This window comes from Leifsonia sp. AK011, assembly GCF_013410945.1.
Classification (GTDB): Bacteria; Actinomycetota; Actinomycetes; order Actinomycetales; family Microbacteriaceae; genus Rhodoglobus.
Genome location: NZ_JACCCH010000001.1, coordinates 1837959 through 1854450, shown reverse-complemented (window position 1 = coordinate 1854450; position 16492 = coordinate 1837959). Strand labels below are relative to the sequence as shown.

Sequence of the window (16492 nt, the reverse complement as noted above, 5' to 3'; positions counted from 1 at the left end):
CGCCTAAGCTCATACCGTGAAGCCCGTCTTGCCGCTCTGGGCGGCCGTCATCGTCGCGGCCGCGTCCGGCCCGGTGATGGATGCCGGCTTCCCTGACAAGTACCTCTGGCCGCTGGCTCTCGTGGGTGTCGCCCTGGTGCTCGTGACCCTCATCGGGCGGCGCATTGGGGGCGCCATCCTCGTCGGTTTCGTAGCCGGGATCACCTTCTACCTCACGCATATCCAGTGGGCGTCGCTCTTCCTCGGCCCTCTCCCGATGTCGGCCCTTGCTGTTCTTGAGTCGCTGTTCTTCGCGGCGGGCGCGGTCGCGATCACCCTTGCGTACCGGTGGGTGCCGCTGGCCTTCCCCACGCTGCTCGGGCGGCTGGGACTCCTGCCCGTGATCGTCGCCGGACTGTGGACGGCCCGGGAGGCCTGGGCGAGCGTGTGGCCGTACGGTGGTTTCGCATGGGGGCGCATCGGCATCTCCCAATCAGAAGGCCCTCTCGCCCCCCTGTACAGCTGGATCGGCATCTCGGGCATGTCGTTCGTGCTCGTGTTCCTCGTCGCGATCAGCATCGAAGCCATTCGCGTGGCAGAACTCCCGACCCTGGCGCGAATCGCTGCTCCCGTGGGTGTCGCGGCCGCACTGCTGGTGTTTCCGGCCTTCCCCGTTTCCGCCGACGGAACGATGACGGTCGCCGCCGTCCAGGGCAACGGCAAGGCGGGGTACTTCGACGGGTCGAGCGCCGACGACCTCCTGCAGGCCCAGCTGGATGCCAGCCTTCCACTCTTCGGGGAGGACGTCGACGTCGTCGTCTGGCCCGAGGGCACCACCTATCGCGATCCCCTGAAGGATCCGTACACCACGAGTGTGTTCGAGTACGTATCGAGCGAGATGGACGCACCTTTGGTGGCCCAGGGGGTGAGCGAACGCGACGGGCTGTTCCACAACACGGCGATCCTGTGGCAGGCGGGGGAGGGCGCGCTGGACTTCTACGACAAGAAGCATCCCGTGCCCTTCGGTGAATACATCCCCGATCGCGCATTCTGGCGACCGTTCGCGCCGGACCTCATCGACCTCATTCAGCGCGAATACACACCAGGGACCACTGACAACGTGTTCGATGTGAACGGCGTGATCGCCGGCATCAACATCTGCTTCGACATTGTGGACGACCAGATCCTGACGGAATCGGTGGAAGAGGGCGCCCAGATCATCTTCGCGTCGTCGAACAACGCGGACTTCGGGCGCACTGACGAGAGTGTTCAGCAGCTGGCCATCGCACGCGTCCGCGCGATGGAATTAGGTCGTACCATCGTGAACATTTCGACCGTGGGCACGAGCGCGATCATCGGGCCGGATGGGTCGACCATCGCCCAGCTTCCCTGGTACGAGCCCGGAGCCATGGTCGAAACGGTGCCGCTGGCATCGACGATCACCCCTGCAGTCGCCGCCGGCCGACAGGTCGAGTGGTTTGTTGCCGGGCTTGGTCTCGCCGGGCTGCTGATCGCGGGCACGGCTCTCCGCAGACGCAACCGCTGATCGGGTGGGGCAACTCGTCCCAGAAATGCGGGAAGCCCCGCAACCGTCATCCGGTAGCGGGGCTTCTCCACGTTCGAGTGGTCAGGCGCCGATCTTGTCCTGGCTGCCCTGTCCGCGACGCGCGCGGAGGTACTCGAGTCGCTCCTGGAGGAGTTCCTCCAGCTCGGGGCGGGTGCGCCGCTCGAGGAGCATGTCCCAGTGGCTTCGCGGAACCTTGGTCTCGGTCTCATCGAGCTCGACCGGTTCGCCATTGCTGCCGAGCAGCACGCCTTCCTGGCCTGACTTGGGTGACTCCCATACCTGGGGAATCTCAGCGTCCGCCGCAAACACCACATCAAACGTGGTGCCGTTGGAGGCGCGATATGTTCTCTTCACACGCGGGGAAAATTCGACGCCCTCTTCGCTCTGTAAGCTCTGGGTGCCCAATCTCATGCCGCGCAAGCTCCGGTCTGCCATCGTGTGGCCCTCCTTGTGTTCGCGGGGTTAGCTCACAGTTATAAACCCCCAAGCTGGGCAAAACCTTTCAGCCCTGCGAGCCTCACAGGTGGTTCACAGTAAATCCTCGGATCAGCGACGGTTCTTCACTATCTCCAGTGCGAGATCGGCGCGATCGGTGACGATTCCATCGACGCCGAGATCGAGCAATGACAGCATCACGCCGGGATCGTTGATCGTCCAGACATGCACTTCGACGCCCGCCCGGTGGAGGCGTTCGATCATCGGGGGAGTGGTCACCCGGAGCCCGAGCGCTTTCTGCGGCACCTGCACAGCATCGATCCCACGCAGCGCCCTCGACATGGCGAGCGGCGAGCCGACCTTCCCTGCGAGGAGGGCCGCGACGAACGGTCGGGCCGACGCCGATGTTGCTACCCCGGGCAGCTCAGCGATCGCCGCGCGACGCCTGCTCTCCCCGAAGGAGGTGACGAGAACTCGCCCGAGTGCGTTGAGCTTGCGGATCGCGTCGACAGCCGGGGCCACGACATCCGCCGATTTCAGGTCGATGTTGAAGCGGGTCTCGGGGAAGGCGTCCAGAGCCTCGGCAAGGGAGCAGAAGGTCTGGCCGAAGCCCAGGTCGATCCTTCGGAGTTCGGCAAGGGTGAGCTGATCGACGCGGATGTCACGCCCGGCGACCCGCGACAGGTCAGGGTCGTGGCACACCACCGCCGCGCCATCCAGGCTCGCGCGCACGTCGGTCTCGACGTAGTCGACGCCTACCGCGACGGCCTTGGCGAAGGCCAACATGGTGTTCTCGGGCGCCTCGATCGCCAGCCCGCGATGCGCGAAGACGCGCGGTCGTGGGGGAGCGAAGTACGAGGCGGCCGGACTACTTGGGCGCTGGACCCTTGCCACCGAGGAATCCCTCGCTGATGCCCTTGAGCGCCTCCGTCAACTCCGAGGGAATGATCCACATCTTGTTGGAGTCGCCCTCAGCGATCTTCGGCAGGGTCTGCAAGTACTGGTAGGCGAGAAGGTCCGCGGAGGGACCACCGGCGTGGATCGCCTGGAACACCGTGGTGATGGCCTCGGCTTCACCCTGCGCACGGAGCACCTGCGCTTTGGCGTCACCCTCGGCTGAGAGGATCGCGGCCTGGCGGGCGCCCTCCGCCGTGAGGATCGCGGATTGCTTGGTCCCCTCGGCGGTGAGGATGAGCGCACGGCGATCCCGCTCCGCGCGCATCTGCTTCTCCATCGAGTCCTGGATCGATACCGGCGGATCGATCGCCTTGAGCTCCACTCGTCCCACGCGGATACCCCACTTGCCGGTCGACTCGTCGAGTACGACGCGCAGCTGTCCGTTGATGTTGTCGCGGCTCGTGAGCGCCTCCTCCAGGTTCAGTCCACCGACCACGTTGCGGAGCGTGGTCGTCGTGAGCTGTTCGACGGCGCCGAGATAGTTGGCGATCTCGTAGGTCGCAGCACGAGCATCCGTCACCTGGAAGAAGACAACGGTGTCGATCGAGACGACAAGGTTGTCCTCGGTGATCACGGGCTGCGGGGGAAAGGACACGACCTGCTCGCGCATATCGATGAGCGGACGGAGACGGTCAATGAACGGCACGAGAATGTTGAGACCCGGCATGAGCGTCTTGTGGTACTTGCCCAGCCGCTCTACGATTCCTGCGCTCGCCTGCGGAATGATCCGGATGGAGCGGAACAGGATCACCAACACAAAGATGGCGATCACGGCGATCAGGATGACCAGGAACACCTGGCCGATGAGTCCTCCGTCGAACATGGGCTAGTTCCTTTCCACGGTCGAGACCACCGCGGTGGCCCCATCGATTGCGGCGACCACAACGGTGTCGCCTTCGAGCAGGGGAGAGCCATCGAGGTCCCGGGCTGTCCAGACATCCCCATTGGCGAGCTTGACATTGGTGGGGTTGCCCGCGAAGTCGGTGGTGACGACTCCCGAGAGCCCGATGAGGGCATCGACGTTGGTGGGGGCGTCGTGGGCACCTCGCCCGAGTGCGCGCAACAATGCGGGACGCACGATGAGGAGGAGGAGAAGGGAGAGGATGGCGGCGACGATGATCTGTGCCCACCACGGCAGGCCGAACAGGCCGGAGACGAGACCTCCGAGGCTGCCTACGGCGAGCATGAGGAACGTGAACTCCAGCGTCGTGACCTCGATGATCACGAAGATAAGGATGAGCGCGAGCCAGACAATCCAGGCGTAGCTCTCCAGGAATTCCAGCAGCATGAGCACGCACCTCTCGTGGTTCGGTTCGCTATCGAAGCTATCACCTGCCTCCGCTGCGCCACCGTGTTGGTAGTGTCGGATGCTGTGAGCGACACCCCCACTAACCCCCTTGCCCCCGGATCTCTCGCCGGCAAGCGCGTACTCGTAACTGGATCGTCCCGCGGCATCGGTGCCGACACGGTGACCTACTTCGCCGAAGCGGGCGCGCGGGTGGCGATCAACTACCGCAATAAGGAGGCGCGAGCCCTCAAGCTCGTCGACAAGCTCATCGCCGGCGGCGCTGAGGCCATCGCGGTGGGGGCCGACCTGACGGACCCCGAGTCCGTCGCGGCGCTCGTCGAAACCGTGCGAGCAGCCTTTGGCGGTCTTGACATCCTCGTGCTCAACGCGTCGGGGGGCATGGAGAGCGGCATGGAGGCCGACTACGCCATGAAGCTCAACCGGGACGCCCAGGTCAACTTCCTCGAGGCGGCTCGGCCGCTTCTTGAGGCAGGATCACGCGTGGTCTTCGTCACGAGTCACCAGGCGCACTTCATCAAGACCGTCGAGACGATGCCGGAGTACCTTCCGGTGGCACTGAGCAAGCGTGCCGGTGAGGATGCCCTCCGCGAACTCATCCCCGGGCTCGAGGCCGACGGCATCTCGTTTGTGGTCGTCTCCGGCGACATGATCGAGGGGACCATCACGGCCACCCTTCTCCAGCGCGCGAACCCCGGTGCGATCGAGGCCCGCAAGGAGGCCGCTGGTCGCCTGTACAACGTGGGGGAGTTCGCGGCCGAAGTGGCACTCGCCGCTGTGGAGCCGATCCCCGACGACAACACGCGATACGTCGGCGACGTCTCAGACTTCCTGAGCAAGTAGGCACTCCGTGACCGTGAAGGGTGTGCATCGGCTCACGAGCCGCGTGCTGCTCTTCGACAGGGAGAACCGCATTCTGCTGTTCCTCACGAAGGCGCCAGACACGAGCGGGATCGCGCGTTGGCTGACGCCAGGCGGGGGAGTGGACCCGGGCGAGACCCAGCACGACGCCGCAGTCCGGGAACTCTACGAGGAGACCGGGCTGAGGATCGACGATCTGGGGGAGCCAGTGTGGTCGCACGACTTCGATGTGGTCTGGGATGACGCGGACCACGACACCGGTCATGCCGAGTTCTACACCGCCGTTGTCGACACCTTCGAGCCGTCGAGCGAACACTGGACCGAGGAGGAACACGTGGACGTTCTCGCCCACAAATGGTGGACGCTCAGCGAGCTGATCGGCACCGACGAGCCCTACGAGCCGAAGGAGCTGGTGAATCTCGTGCGTCGCCAGTTGCCGTCCTGCTGATGACCGAGCTTCCCGTATTCACCATCGAGGACATCGAGCCGCTCACGCGGATCGATGTCGGATTCTTCGGCACGGACGATGCGCTCGACCTCGGGTTGGCGGCCGTGGAGATCATCACGGAACGCGAACTCGATCTGGCCGTCGATATCGTGCTGCGCGGATACCTCGTGTTCCGCGTGCGCCTGGGGTCGACGGGACGGGACAACGATTCCTGGTTGCAGGGCAAGGCCGCAGTAGCACTTCATTTTGAAGAACCATCACTTTTGGTGCGACGTCGGCTCGAGGCATCCGGTCAGTCACTCGCAGATCTCGGACTCGATCCAGAGCTGTACAAGGCGCACGGCGGATCGATTCCGATTCGTGCATCCGGAGAGATCGTCGGGACGATCACCGTGTCAGGTGAACCCGACGTGGTCGACCACGAGGTGGCCGCCGAGGCGCTCAGGCGCTTCCTGGACGACTGAGCCGTAGGGCCAAGCCCTACGCGGTCGCATTGCTGTATCCGATAATGCACATTATGTCAGTATTTCCGGAAACGCCTCCTCGCTGATTCGTGGCGCTGATGAGCCAGCTCCCCTCGCGTGCGGGCAACCGCGCCTCGGCTTTAGCGGTATTGTCTGGTGAAACACCTTCGATCTCGCAACGCATCATCGGTACGGGATCGTCGGACCTCACGATCTCAGATCACACCCGGGGGGAAACAGTGGTTGCCGATTCGTCTGCCCAGAATGTCGTTCGTCACGAAATGCGGCCCGATCAGCGGGCTCGCCGCAGCTGGGCAATCCTGACCCTCATTGCGCTCGTCGGCGCGTCGGTCTTCGCGGGTTCCGCGCTGGCCACCGCAGCGTCGGCGGATCGCGTCCCGTGCGCACCGTTCGTCCAGCCCTACGCTGGCGATGCGTCCTACGCGAAGGGCGACAAGGTCACCTTTGCCGGGAAGATCTACGAGTCGACCTTCTCCCCCAACTGGTGGTCACCTGCCGCGGTGCCGCAGTACTGGAAGGAATCGACGTGCTCAACGCCAACGCCGACGCCGACGGCAACTCCCACAGCCACGCCCCAGCCAACCCCGAGCCCCACTCCGACGACGACCCCCGCCACCTGCCCTCAGTACAAGCAGCCCTACGCGGGTGACCCGGCGTACGTCAGAGGCGACAAAGTCCTGTTCAACGGCATTGCTTACGAATCGACGTTCGCTCCGAACTGGTGGTCCCCCAGTGCCGCTCCTCAGTACTGGACCGTGACGTCCTGCGACAACGCAACCCCCACGCCGACGCCGACCCCTACCCCGTCTCCCACTCCCCCGGGCGACGACGGTGACCCGGGCGAGACGGGCACAGCCTCCGGACTCGTGTTCAGTCCCTACAAGGACATCGCCCAGGCCATGTACTGGAGCACCGGATACAAGATGGGCACGAGCGCAATCACGGGACACCAGTCGCCGCTCGTCGGCACCGGTGTGACGCTGCAATCGACACTCCCGAGCCTCGACACCATCACACTCGCCTTCGCGACTGGTGAATGCGGCCGGGAGAACTGGGCCGGCATTCCCGGGGCCGACTTTGCCCGTGACAATATCGCCGGTCTCGACTCCGCTGACTACGACTACATCCTGGGGACCGGAGGCGCGGCAGGCAGCTTCACCTGCTCGTCGGCCTCCGGCATGCGCAGCTTCATCGAGCGATACGCCAGCGACAACCTGATCGGGGTGGACTTCGATATCGAGCGCGGGCAGTCCATTGCGGAGATCACACAGCAAGTCGCTTCCGCCGCGGCCGTCCAGGACGACTATCCGGGGCTGCGCTTCTCCTTCACCATCGCGACACTCGGCGCTTCGGACGGAAGCTACGGCGGCGTCAATTCCACCGGTGACGCGGTCATCAAGGCGGTGCTGGCCTCGGGTATCCGCAACTACACGATCAACCTCATGGTCATGGACTACGGGCCGGCGTCGAACCACGTCTGCGTGATGTCCGGCAGCATCTGCGACATGGGAAAGTCCGCAGTCCAGGCAGTCAAGAACCTTCGACACACCTACCCTGCCGTGCCTCTGGCCAAGATCGAGCTCACTCCCATGATCTCGCTCAACGACATTCCCGACGAGATCACAACCCTGGAGGACATCGATGAGATGACCGCCTACGCGGTGCAGAACGGCCTCGCGGGCCTCCACTACTGGTCACTGGACAGGGACGTACCGTGCGGGTCGAAAGCGCTGTCGAACACGTGCAACTCAAGCCCCCTCACCCCGTCTCTTGCCTACACGAAGCGATTCCTGACCGGTCTGGGGAGGCTGTAGCCCAAGCCGCTCAGACCGCGGGCGCCCGGAGCGGGATCGACATCCTGCGAATGCTGAGCACGATGTCGACGAAGAGCAATATCACGAGTGCAGCGAGGCACAGTTTGGTCACGCTGTCAGTGGTGGGCGAAACGAAGATCGGACCGAGTGCGAGCCACGCAATGAGCAGGATGAGCCCTCCGACCGCCGAGAGAAGCTCGATGAGACGCGTGGTGCGCGACCAGCGCCCCGAGACGAGCAACGCTATCCCCAAACCCAGGCTCACCGCCCAGAAAGCGAGGACCCACGGAGCGCGCCACGCCAGGAACCCTGCGTCGAACTCGAAAGCACCGATCAACGGGGCCGGAAGGGCACTCCCCCAGACTGCGAGCGACGGTAGCGCGAGCACGATGGTCGCGCCCAGCAGCCCCAGCGCGATGTACACCACGATGAAGCCTCGCCTGACTTTGTCGCGATCGAGCTCCGCCAGGCGCGGAGCGTTCGAATCCCGCATCTCGCGCCGCGCCGCCACCGCCCCGGCGATGATGCTGAGCGACACCAGCAATCCCGGCCACCAGAACGCCCCGAGCCCCCACGTAACCCACCAGCTGCCCAACAGGCTGAGCCACTCGACACCCTCCGGTCGCGCGGCGAAGGTGGCCACCAGGGATGCCACCCACTGGAGCACCACTCCGCCGAGAGCGATCCTCGCAAACTGGGGTGCATCCGCTGGCTTGATCACCGTGAACCCCGCGGGACGGTAGCGATCGGCCACATCCGCTGGCCTGCCGAAATCCGCAAGCAGCTGGACTGCGAGTTGCGCGTCGGGCTCGCGACCGGATGTCTCGGCCCTCCCCCGGAGCTCCTCCTCCAGCAGCGCACGCAATTCGTAGCCCACATCACGACGGACCTTGCGTGGCAAACGCAGGACGACATCACGAACGTAGTTCTCCAGCAGGTCATCGGTCGTCATTCGTTCGTTCCTTTCACGAGCTGCGTCATCACGGCAGCGAGGGAGTCCCACGAGGTGGTGAGCGATCGGAAGAGTTCGGTCCCGCCCGGGCTGAGTCGGTAATAGCGTCGCGGCGGCCCCCCATCAACCCGCCACTCGGATTCGAGCAGCCCCTGCGACTCGAGCCGTCGCAGCAAGGGATAGAGCGTGCCCTCTTCGATGGGCATCCCCTGCTCTGAGAGCGCCTGCCGGAGCGAGTATCCGTATTGGCTCGACCGCAGCTGCGACAGAACCGCGAGAACCAGAACACCCTTGCGGAGATCCTGCTCGTACTTCGACGCATCCGGAGTTACCATGCCGGACACATTACATAGCGCAGCACAGTAGCGCAATAGAGGCTTGGCACTGCATGCGTGGTCACGAGGGAAAGGGAACCGATCGACGAGTCGCGACATTCTCTTAACGTGAGCATCACTACACCCGACGATGAGTCCGCGAGATGGGATGCGGCTCGAGGAGGCGATCCGGCAGCATTCGGCGCAATCTTCGACCTGCACCGCAATCGCGTCTTCCATCAGGCACAGCGGATGTCGCCCACGATCCACGACGCTGAGGATGTCACCGCGGCGACGTTCCTCGAAGCGTGGAGGCGGCGCGAATCCGTGCGGGTGGTGGACGGTTCGGTTATCGGCTGGCTCCTCGTCACGGCGAATTACCTCGCCAGGAACCTCGAGCGCTCCCGCCGCCGGTATCGAGCCCTCCTCGAGCAGATGCGGGAGTTCGAGGAGAGTCCAGATCCAGCCGACGACGTGGCACGTCGGCTCGATTCTCAGTCGATGGCTGCGCGAGTGCATGACGCTCTCGCGCGGCTGTCGAAACGCGATCAGGACATCATCACGCTCTGCGTCATCCAGCAACTGTCGACAGCCGATGCAGCGGCAGTGCTCGCGGTGCCGCCCGGGACCGTCAAATCTCGGCTGTCTCGCGCGAAACAGCGGCTCGCGGCCGACGTGCTCACGGCCCTCAACAACGAAACCGCACACAACGGAGGTTCTCGATGACTAGACAGGATCTCAACCCAGAGCTCTCAGCGGCCATGCGGCGGATGATCGTCGGTCACGTTAAGACTCGACAGCGGAGTGCATCCGCTCTCCGGCAGGTCGTGCCAGCGCTTGCGGGTGTCGGAATTGTCGCACTCATCGGCTTCGCTGCTTCGACGGGCTCGTTCTGGCCGTCTCCCCCAGCTGGCACACCTCCGCTGGCACCCTCACCTTCTGGATCGTCAGCTCCTCCCACGTCGTCGCCGACTCCCTCAACTCCCCCGGTCACGGAGAACGAGACGGTCAATGGCTACGACGCACGCGCCGTGTATCAGCTCTGTGTTGACGCCACGCCCGACATCACCGGGTTCGAGGTCGAGCCACAGGCCTCGGAGTATTCGTCCGAGAGTGTTCGGCCCGGTGTGGACGCCTACACGCGGGAATCGGTGCCCGAGTCAGACTGGGCCTCCGTCGCGACCGTCAACGTCGAGTGGGTCACTGGATCGTCCCCTGTCGCCCAGGTCATCTCACTCTGCATAGTCTCCGGAAGCGCCGAGGAGCCTGTGGTGACCTTCGTTCGCACGCTGTCCTGAGGCCCAGCCGCCGCACGAGTCTTAGCGCGGGAGTTGAACGCTAGTCGGTACCGCTGTCGAACGCTGAGCCCTCGGACGCGGCATCCGTCGCCCGGTCGAGCGCCTCCTCGGCGCCGGTGTGAGGCGTCACCGAGTCGAGGATGTCGGCGGATGCCCCGGACTCCAGTTCGCCGACCAGCTCCGCGGTCGGTCCACCGATCAGACCGGCCGCTGCGTACTGCTCGAGGCGCGAACGCGAGTCGGCGATGTCGAGGTTGCGCATGGTCAGCTGGCCGATGCGGTCGCCTGGACCGAACGCGGCATCCCCGACGCGCTCCATGGAGAGCTTCTCGGGGTGGTAGCTGAGGTGCGGGCCCGTGGTGTCGAGGATCGTGTAGTCGTCGCCGCGGCGCAGGCGCAGGGTAACCTCCCCGGTGATTGCCGAGCCGACCCAGCGCTGCAGCGATTCACGCAGCATGAGCGACTGCGGGTCGAGCCAGCGACCCTCGTACATGAGGCGCCCGAGGCGGCGTCCCTCAGCGTGGTAGTTCGCGACGGTGTCCTCGTTGTGGATCGCGTTGAGCAGGCGCTCGTAGGTGATGTGGAGCAAGGCCATGCCCGGTGCCTCGTAGATTCCACGGCTCTTGGCCTCGATGATGCGGTTCTCGATCTGGTCGGAGACGCCGAGCCCGTGGCGGCCGCCAATGGCGTTCGCTTCGAGCACGAGTGCGACGGGGTCCGTGTACTCGACGCCGTTGATCGCGACGGGGCGGCCTGCCTCGTAGCGGACGGTGACGATCTCTGTCTCAATCTCGACGTCGTCACGCCAGGCGGCGACGCCCATGATCGGGTCAACGATGTCGAGGCCCGAGCTCAGCTCCTCGAGGTTCTTCGCCTCGTGGGTGGCACCCCAGATGTTGGCGTCCGTGCTGTAGGCCTTCTCGGTGGCATCGCGATAGGGGAATCCACGCGCCACCAGCCACTCACTCATCTCGGTGCGACCACCGAGTTCGCCAACGAAGGCGGCGTCGAGCCACGGCTTGTAGATGCGCAGGCGCGGATTGGCGAGCAGCCCGTAGCGGTAGAACCGCTCGATGTCGTTGCCCTTGTAGGTTGAGCCGTCGCCCCAGATGTCGACGCCGTCCTCCTTCATGGCGCGCACGAGCATCGTGCCCGTCGCGACACGCCCGAGCGGCGTCGTGTTGAAGTAGGTCTTGCCGCCCGACCGAATGTGGAAGGCGCCGCACTGCAGGGCAACGAGGCCCTCTTCGACGAGTGCAGTCTTCGCGTCGACGAGACGGGCGATCTCCGCACCGTACTCGAGTGCGCGCGCGGGAACCTCGCCGATGTTCGGCTCGTCGTACTGTCCGATGTCCGCGGTGTAGGTGCAGGGCACTGCACCCTTCTCGCGCATCCATGCAACGGCGCAGGAGGTGTCGAGCCCTCCCGAGAAAGCGATGCCGACACGTTCGCCGACGGGAAGACTGGAGAGAACCTTGGACATGCCCACAAGCCTAGAGCGCGACAGGGGTGTCGATTTGCCGAGACTAGGGTGTCAGGATGCGTTGTCCCTGCGGCTCCGGGCTCCCCTACGACGAATGCTGCGGCCCGCTCCACGCCGGCGCCGCCTCGGCCCCCACCGCCGAGCGGCTGATGCGCTCCCGCTTCAGTGCGTTCGCCGTGGGCGACGCGGGCTACCTGCTCCGCACGTGGCATCCCTCGACGCGGCCTGCGGAGCTGGAGACGGATGGCGACGTGCGCTGGTATCGGCTCGACATTGAGCGGCGCACCGCGGGTGGCCCCTTCGACACCGAGGGCACTGTGACCTTCACCGCTTGGTTCCGGTCGCCCGAGGGGGCGGGGTCACTCCACGAGCGCAGTCGATTCCGTCGGGAGGATGGCGCGTGGTTCTACCTCGACGGAGTTGTGACGGAGTCCCGATAGTGTCGATGAGCATCACGACGGTGCCATGCCCCACGAAGGAGTGCGTATGAGCGGCTACGTTCTCGCGATCGACCAGGGAACGACGAGCACGCGGGCCATCGTCTTCGATCACGGCGGAACGGTGGTCTCCGTCGGACAGCTCGAGCACCGGCAGCTGTTCCCGTGGGCGGGTTGGGTCGAGCACGATCCCGCGGAGATCTGGAACAACACGCGCGAGGTGATCGGGACAGCACTGTCCAAGGCCGACATCACGCGTCACGATATCGCGGCCATTGGTATCACGAACCAACGAGAGACCGCGGTGGTGTGGGACAGGACCACCGGAAGGCCCGTCTACAATGCCATCGTCTGGCAGGACACCCGCACGCAGGACATCGTCGATCGCATCGCTGACGGTGACCTCGACCGGTTCCGCGAGCGAGTGGGGCTCCCCCTCGCCACCTACTTCTCCGCAACGAAGATCGTGTGGATCCTCGACAACGTCGAGGGCGCTCGCGCGAAGGCCGAGGCCGGCGATCTGCTCTTCGGCACGACGGACAGTTGGGTCCTCTGGAACCTCACGGGCGGCACCCGTGGCGGCGAGCACGCGACGGATGTCACGAACGCCAGCCGCACGATGCTCATGGACCTCGCCACCTGCCAGTGGGACGAGGAGATCACGGCGGAGTTCGGGATTCCGATGTCGATGCTGCCGAGCATCCGGAGTTCCTCCGACGCGTTCGGGGTCGCCGAGGACTCGTCGCTCCTCAGAGAAGTGCCGGTCACGGGCATACTCGGCGATCAGCAGGCCGCGACGTTCGGGCAGACGGCGTTCGACGCCGGCGAGTCGAAAAACACCTACGGCACGGGCAACTTCCTGATCGTCAACACGGGAACCGACATCGTGCGTTCGTCGAACGGGCTCCTCTCCACCGTCGCCTATCGCCTCGAGGGCGAGGAGACTCGATACGCCCTCGAGGGGTCGATCGCCGTCACGGGATCGCTCGTCCAGTGGCTCCGCGACAACCTCGGCATCCTGGAGAAGGCGTCCGACATCGAGGCGCTCGCCGCATCGGTCGACGACAACGGCGGCGTGTACTTCGTCCCGGCGTTCTCGGGGCTGTTCGCTCCCCACTGGCGACCGGATGCCCGGGGCGCGATCCTCGGACTCACTCGTTTTGCCAACAAAGGCCACATCGCCCGAGCCGCGCTCGAGGCCACGGCGTTCCAGACCCGGGATGTGCTCCTGGCGGCCGCCGCCGACCTTGGCATGCCCCTCACGGAGCTGAGGGTGGACGGCGGGATGGTCGCCAACGAGTACCTGATGCAGTTCCAGTCGGACATCCTCGACATCCCCGTCGTCCGACCGGTCGTCGCGGAGACCACCGCCCTCGGCGCCGCCTACGCGGCGGGACTTTCGGTCGGATACTGGGAGGGGCTCCAGGAACTCCGTGACAACTGGAAGGAGGGGTCGCGCTGGCTGCCGGACATGCCGGATGCGGAACGCCAGCAGCGCACGGCCCAGTGGAGTAAGGCGATCACCAAGTCACTCGACTGGGTGTGAACCCCGTCGCTATCGCTGAGTCGCCGCGACCCACTCGTCAAGCTTCGCGAGGGCGGCCCCTGAGTCGACGACGGATGCCGCGCGCTCGAACTGGCCCTTGAGCCGGTCGACGATCGGTTCGGTGATGAGCTCCGGGTCGCGAGAGAGCTCCCACGACACGAGGCCCGCGGCAGCGTTCAGCAGCACGATGTCGCGCACGTGGCCAGGCTCCCCCGCCAGCATCGTGCGTGCAATGGCCGCATTGTGCTCGGGCTGGCCGCCGAGGATGGCCTCGATCGGGGCCCTCGGAATCCCTAGCTCGGCAGGGTCGAGGTCATGCTCCGCGACGAACCCGCGGCTGACCTCCCAGATGTGGCTGTGTCCGGTCGTCGTGAGCTTGTCGATGCCGTCATCGCCCCGGTAGACGAGTGCTGTGGCGCCACGCGTCTGGAACACACCGACCATGAGGGGAACCCGCTCGAGGCTCGCGACTCCCACAGCAGAGGCGTTGGGTCGCGCGGGATTGCACAATGGCCCGAGGATGTTGAAGAGCGTCGGAATGCCCAGTTCCTTGCGGACAGGGCCCGCGTGGCGGAATCCGGGGTGGAAAGATGCCGCGAAGGCGAACGTGATGCCCACCTCGTCAAGAATCTCGGCCGCACGTTCTGGACCGATGTCGAGGTTGAGGCCGAGTGCGGACAGGACATCGGATGCTCCGGACGCCGAACTCGCCCCGCGGTTACCGTGTTTGACCACCGGAACACCGGCCGCCGCAGCGATCACCGACGCTATCGACGAGATGTTGAGGACGGCACCGAACGGGTCTCCCCCGGTGCCGACGATGTCGAGGACGTCGGGCGTGACGGCCAGCGGGAGGGCGTTCGCAAGTACTGCATCCCGGAATCCCACGATCTCGTCGACCGTCTCACCCTTGACCCGCAGCGCCACCAGCAGACCGGCCAGCTGGGCGGGCGTCGCCTCCCCCGCCATCACGGACTGCATGGCCCACTCCGCGTCACCGATCGACATGTCCCTGCCCTCGACCAGTGCAGAAAGGATGCTGGGCCACGTTCTCTGGTTCGCCATGCCGAAATCCTAACGAGGCTGGCACGACTGGCAGCCCCAATGACAAAACCGCCGACGGAAATCGACCATAATGGGAGGGTGACTACAGCCTCACTACCCCGCACGGTCGGGGCCCCAGCCGTCCAGCGCCCCAACGTCGTTGCCGTAGGAACGATCGTGTGGCTGGGCAGCGAGGTCATGTTCTTCGCTGGCCTGTTCGCGATCTACTTCACGCTCAAGGCGACCTCCCCCGGACTGTGGGAGGAGCAGACGGCCAAGCTCAACGTCACGTTTGCGGCGATCAACACCACGATCCTCGTGCTCTCGTCGTTCACTGCCCAGGCCGGTGTTTTCGCGGCCGAGCGTCTTCAGCCCCACCGCACGGGCGGCCTCTTCAACTTCCGTAAGTGGGGAATGGTCGAGTGGTTCTTCCTGACCTACGCGATGGGCGCCACCTTCGTGGTCGGCCAGATCTACGAGTACGCACTTCTCGTGAGCGAACACGTGAGCCTGTCGAGCGACTCCTACGGGTCGGCCTTCTACATCACGACCGGATTCCACGGTCTCCACGTGACGGGAGGACTCATCGCCTTCCTGCTCGTGATCGGTCGAGCCTTCGCGGTCAAGGCCTTCGGGCACAAGGAGGCGACGACGGCCGTCGTCGTCTCGTACTACTGGCACTTCGTTGATGTCGTCTGGATCGGCCTGTTCCTGATCATCTACGTCCTCAAATGAGAATCGGAACCCACAGCACCATGGCGAAGAAGAAAGCAACCGGACGTCGACACCCTCTCGCGAGCGTCGCACTCCTGCTCGTCGGTCTCATCGCGACCGGAGGCGTGTACGCGTTGGCCACTTCCAGCGCGACCGCGGAGACCGAGGCATCCCAGGCTGCACTCATCGAAGAGGGCGGCAAGCTGTTCGCCGCGAACTGCGCCACCTGCCACGGAATGGCGCTCCAGGGAACGTCCCAGGCCCCGAGTCTGATCGGCGTGGGAGCGGCAGCAGTGGACTTCCAGGTCGGAACGGGCCGCATGCCGATGGCTGCCACCGGACCCCAGGCCGAGGTCAAGCCACCCCAGTTCACGGCAGAGCAGACGGCAGCCCTCGCGGCGTACGTCGCCTCCCGCGCTCCCGGCCCGGCCATTCCCGACGAGAGCCTCCTTCAGGGTGACGGCGATGCGGCGGTCGGTGCCGAGCTCTTCCGCATCAACTGCGCCATGTGTCACAACGTCGCCGGTGCCGGTGGCGCGCTGACCGAGGGCAAGTACGCTCCCCCGCTCGTCGGAGTGGAAGCCGCCTACGTCTATGAGGCCATGATCACGGGTCCGCAGAACATGCCCGTCTTCAACGACCACAACATTTCGCCTGAGAACAAGGCGGACATCATCACGTACTTGAAGTTCCTCGAGGACAACCCCGAGCCCGGTGGCTTCGGACTCGGCAACATCGGACCAGTGTCCGAGGGCCTGTTCATCTGGATCTTCGGACTCGGCGCGATCGTCGCGATCACCGTGTGGCTCACCGCCAAGTCCAACTAGTACGCGTCACAGACGGTTGAAGGGA

At 65.1% G+C, this 16492-nt stretch carries 19 protein-coding genes; 11 read left to right on the top strand and 8 right to left on the bottom strand.

What is annotated here, in order from left to right; all coding sequences use genetic code 11:
- The first annotated feature begins 16 nt into the window (after window positions 1-16).
- On the top strand, window positions 17-1525 hold the full coding sequence (gene lnt, locus HDC94_RS09045) for an apolipoprotein N-acyltransferase (RefSeq protein WP_308495684.1): 1509 nt from the start codon (window positions 17-19) through the stop codon (window positions 1523-1525).
- Between the two features lie 81 nt (window positions 1526-1606).
- Here lnt and HDC94_RS09040 read toward each other — a convergent pair whose 3' ends face one another.
- The 4 genes from HDC94_RS09040 to HDC94_RS09025 all read right to left on the bottom strand — a co-directional run bounded on the left by HDC94_RS09040 (window position 1607) and on the right by HDC94_RS09025 (window position 4226).
- Window positions 1607-1981, bottom strand: a complete 375-nt coding sequence (locus HDC94_RS09040) for an RNA polymerase-binding protein RbpA (RefSeq protein ID WP_179496817.1) — start codon at window positions 1979-1981, stop codon at window positions 1607-1609.
- Window positions 1982-2092: 111 nt separating this feature from the next.
- Window positions 2093-2875 (bottom strand): glycerophosphodiester phosphodiesterase, encoded by a 783-nt coding sequence (locus HDC94_RS09035; RefSeq protein WP_179496815.1) that lies wholly within the window; start codon window positions 2873-2875, stop codon window positions 2093-2095.
- A complete protein-coding gene (locus HDC94_RS09030; RefSeq protein ID WP_179496813.1) occupies window positions 2850-3761 on the bottom strand; it encodes an SPFH domain-containing protein in 912 nt (303 codons plus the stop codon). The genes HDC94_RS09035 and HDC94_RS09030 overlap by 26 nt, the downstream gene beginning before the upstream one ends.
- Window positions 3762-3764: 3 nt before the next feature.
- Window positions 3765-4226 (bottom strand): NfeD family protein, encoded by a 462-nt coding sequence (locus tag HDC94_RS09025; protein WP_179496811.1) that lies wholly within the window; start codon window positions 4224-4226, stop codon window positions 3765-3767.
- A gap of 84 nt (window positions 4227-4310) precedes the next feature.
- On the opposite strand from HDC94_RS09025, the gene HDC94_RS09020 reads away from it, so the two are divergent.
- From HDC94_RS09020 to HDC94_RS09005, 4 genes are all read left to right on the top strand, one after another.
- Window positions 4311-5087: an SDR family oxidoreductase gene (locus tag HDC94_RS09020; RefSeq protein ID WP_179496809.1), complete on the top strand. Its 777-nt coding sequence runs from the start codon at window positions 4311-4313 to the stop codon at window positions 5085-5087.
- Window positions 5088-5094: 7 nt separating this feature from the next.
- Complete coding sequence (locus HDC94_RS09015; protein WP_179496807.1) at window positions 5095-5553, top strand: NUDIX hydrolase; 459 nt, start codon at window positions 5095-5097, stop codon at window positions 5551-5553.
- Window positions 5553-6017 carry a heme-binding protein gene (locus tag HDC94_RS09010; RefSeq protein WP_179496805.1) on the top strand — a complete coding sequence of 155 codons (465 nt, stop codon included), beginning with the start codon at window positions 5553-5555 and terminating at the stop codon, window positions 6015-6017. The genes HDC94_RS09015 and HDC94_RS09010 overlap by 1 nt, the downstream gene beginning before the upstream one ends.
- Window positions 6018-6298: 281 nt before the next feature.
- Window positions 6299-7852 carry a carbohydrate-binding protein gene (locus HDC94_RS09005; RefSeq protein WP_179496803.1) on the top strand — a complete coding sequence of 518 codons (1554 nt, stop codon included), beginning with the start codon at window positions 6299-6301 and terminating at the stop codon, window positions 7850-7852.
- 10 nt (window positions 7853-7862) lie between these two features.
- On the opposite strand, the gene HDC94_RS09000 is transcribed toward HDC94_RS09005, so the two are convergent.
- Window positions 7863-8804, bottom strand: coding sequence for a hypothetical protein (locus HDC94_RS09000; RefSeq protein WP_179496801.1), 942 nt, complete (start codon window positions 8802-8804; stop codon window positions 7863-7865).
- Window positions 8801-9139, bottom strand: coding sequence for a PadR family transcriptional regulator (locus tag HDC94_RS08995; RefSeq protein WP_179496800.1), 339 nt, complete (start codon window positions 9137-9139; stop codon window positions 8801-8803). Before HDC94_RS08995 ends, HDC94_RS09000 begins: the two co-directional genes overlap by 4 nt.
- Window positions 9140-9247: 108 nt before the next feature.
- On the opposite strand from HDC94_RS08995, the gene HDC94_RS08990 reads away from it, so the two are divergent.
- Window positions 9248-9844 (top strand): RNA polymerase sigma factor, encoded by a 597-nt coding sequence (locus tag HDC94_RS08990; RefSeq protein WP_308495683.1) that lies wholly within the window; start codon window positions 9248-9250, stop codon window positions 9842-9844.
- Complete coding sequence (locus tag HDC94_RS08985; protein ID WP_179496799.1) at window positions 9841-10416, top strand: hypothetical protein; 576 nt, start codon at window positions 9841-9843, stop codon at window positions 10414-10416. Before HDC94_RS08990 ends, HDC94_RS08985 begins: the two co-directional genes overlap by 4 nt.
- Window positions 10417-10456: 40 nt before the next feature.
- Here HDC94_RS08985 and argG read toward each other — a convergent pair whose 3' ends face one another.
- On the bottom strand, window positions 10457-11899 hold the full coding sequence (gene argG / locus HDC94_RS08980; RefSeq protein WP_179496798.1) for an argininosuccinate synthase: 1443 nt from the start codon (window positions 11897-11899) through the stop codon (window positions 10457-10459).
- A gap of 56 nt (window positions 11900-11955) precedes the next feature.
- Between argG and HDC94_RS08975 the strand changes: the two genes are divergently transcribed.
- On the top strand, window positions 11956-12339 hold the full coding sequence (locus tag HDC94_RS08975) for a YchJ family protein (RefSeq protein WP_179496797.1): 384 nt from the start codon (window positions 11956-11958) through the stop codon (window positions 12337-12339).
- A gap of 46 nt (window positions 12340-12385) precedes the next feature.
- On the top strand, window positions 12386-13882 hold the full coding sequence (gene glpK / locus HDC94_RS08970; RefSeq protein ID WP_179496796.1) for a glycerol kinase GlpK: 1497 nt from the start codon (window positions 12386-12388) through the stop codon (window positions 13880-13882).
- A 9-nt stretch (window positions 13883-13891) separates the two neighbouring features.
- On the opposite strand, the gene trpD is transcribed toward glpK, so the two are convergent.
- Window positions 13892-14947 (bottom strand): anthranilate phosphoribosyltransferase, encoded by a 1056-nt coding sequence (trpD, locus tag HDC94_RS08965; RefSeq protein ID WP_179496795.1) that lies wholly within the window; start codon window positions 14945-14947, stop codon window positions 13892-13894.
- A 39-nt stretch (window positions 14948-14986) separates the two neighbouring features.
- On the opposite strand from trpD, the gene HDC94_RS08960 reads away from it, so the two are divergent.
- Entirely contained in the window at window positions 14987-15661 is a 675-nt protein-coding gene (locus HDC94_RS08960; protein WP_179496794.1) for a heme-copper oxidase subunit III, read from the top strand.
- 20 nt (window positions 15662-15681) lie between these two features.
- Window positions 15682-16467: a cytochrome c gene (locus HDC94_RS08955; RefSeq protein ID WP_179496793.1), complete on the top strand. Its 786-nt coding sequence runs from the start codon at window positions 15682-15684 to the stop codon at window positions 16465-16467.
- Window positions 16468-16492: the final 25 nt, after the last annotated feature.

Bases quoted from the DNA above. Each gene is read 5' to 3' on its own strand.
- HDC94_RS09040 (WP_179496817.1), bottom strand. From the start codon at position 1,981: ATGGCAGACCGGAGCTTGCGCGGCATGAGATTGGGCACCCAGAGCTTA.
- HDC94_RS09030 (WP_179496813.1), bottom strand. From the start codon at position 3,761: ATGTTCGACGGAGGACTCATCGGCCAGGTGTTCCTGGTCATCCTGATC.
- HDC94_RS09025 (WP_179496811.1), bottom strand. From the start codon at position 4,226: ATGCTGCTGGAATTCCTGGAGAGCTACGCCTGGATTGTCTGGCTCGCG.
- HDC94_RS09010 (WP_179496805.1), top strand. From the start codon at position 5,553: ATGACCGAGCTTCCCGTATTCACCATCGAGGACATCGAGCCGCTCACG.
- HDC94_RS09005 (WP_179496803.1), top strand. From the start codon at position 6,299: ATGCGGCCCGATCAGCGGGCTCGCCGCAGCTGGGCAATCCTGACCCTC.
- HDC94_RS09000 (WP_179496801.1), bottom strand. From the start codon at position 8,804: ATGACGACCGATGACCTGCTGGAGAACTACGTTCGTGATGTCGTCCTG.
- HDC94_RS08995 (WP_179496800.1), bottom strand. From the start codon at position 9,139: ATGGTAACTCCGGATGCGTCGAAGTACGAGCAGGATCTCCGCAAGGGT.
- HDC94_RS08985 (WP_179496799.1), top strand. From the start codon at position 9,841: ATGACTAGACAGGATCTCAACCCAGAGCTCTCAGCGGCCATGCGGCGG.
- argG (WP_179496798.1), bottom strand. From the start codon at position 11,899: ATGTCCAAGGTTCTCTCCAGTCTTCCCGTCGGCGAACGTGTCGGCATC.
- HDC94_RS08975 (WP_179496797.1), top strand. From the start codon at position 11,956: ATGCGTTGTCCCTGCGGCTCCGGGCTCCCCTACGACGAATGCTGCGGC.
- glpK (WP_179496796.1), top strand. From the start codon at position 12,386: ATGAGCGGCTACGTTCTCGCGATCGACCAGGGAACGACGAGCACGCGG.
- trpD (WP_179496795.1), bottom strand. From the start codon at position 14,947: ATGGCGAACCAGAGAACGTGGCCCAGCATCCTTTCTGCACTGGTCGAG.
- HDC94_RS08960 (WP_179496794.1), top strand. From the start codon at position 14,987: ATGACAAAACCGCCGACGGAAATCGACCATAATGGGAGGGTGACTACA.
- HDC94_RS08955 (WP_179496793.1), top strand. From the start codon at position 15,682: ATGGCGAAGAAGAAAGCAACCGGACGTCGACACCCTCTCGCGAGCGTC.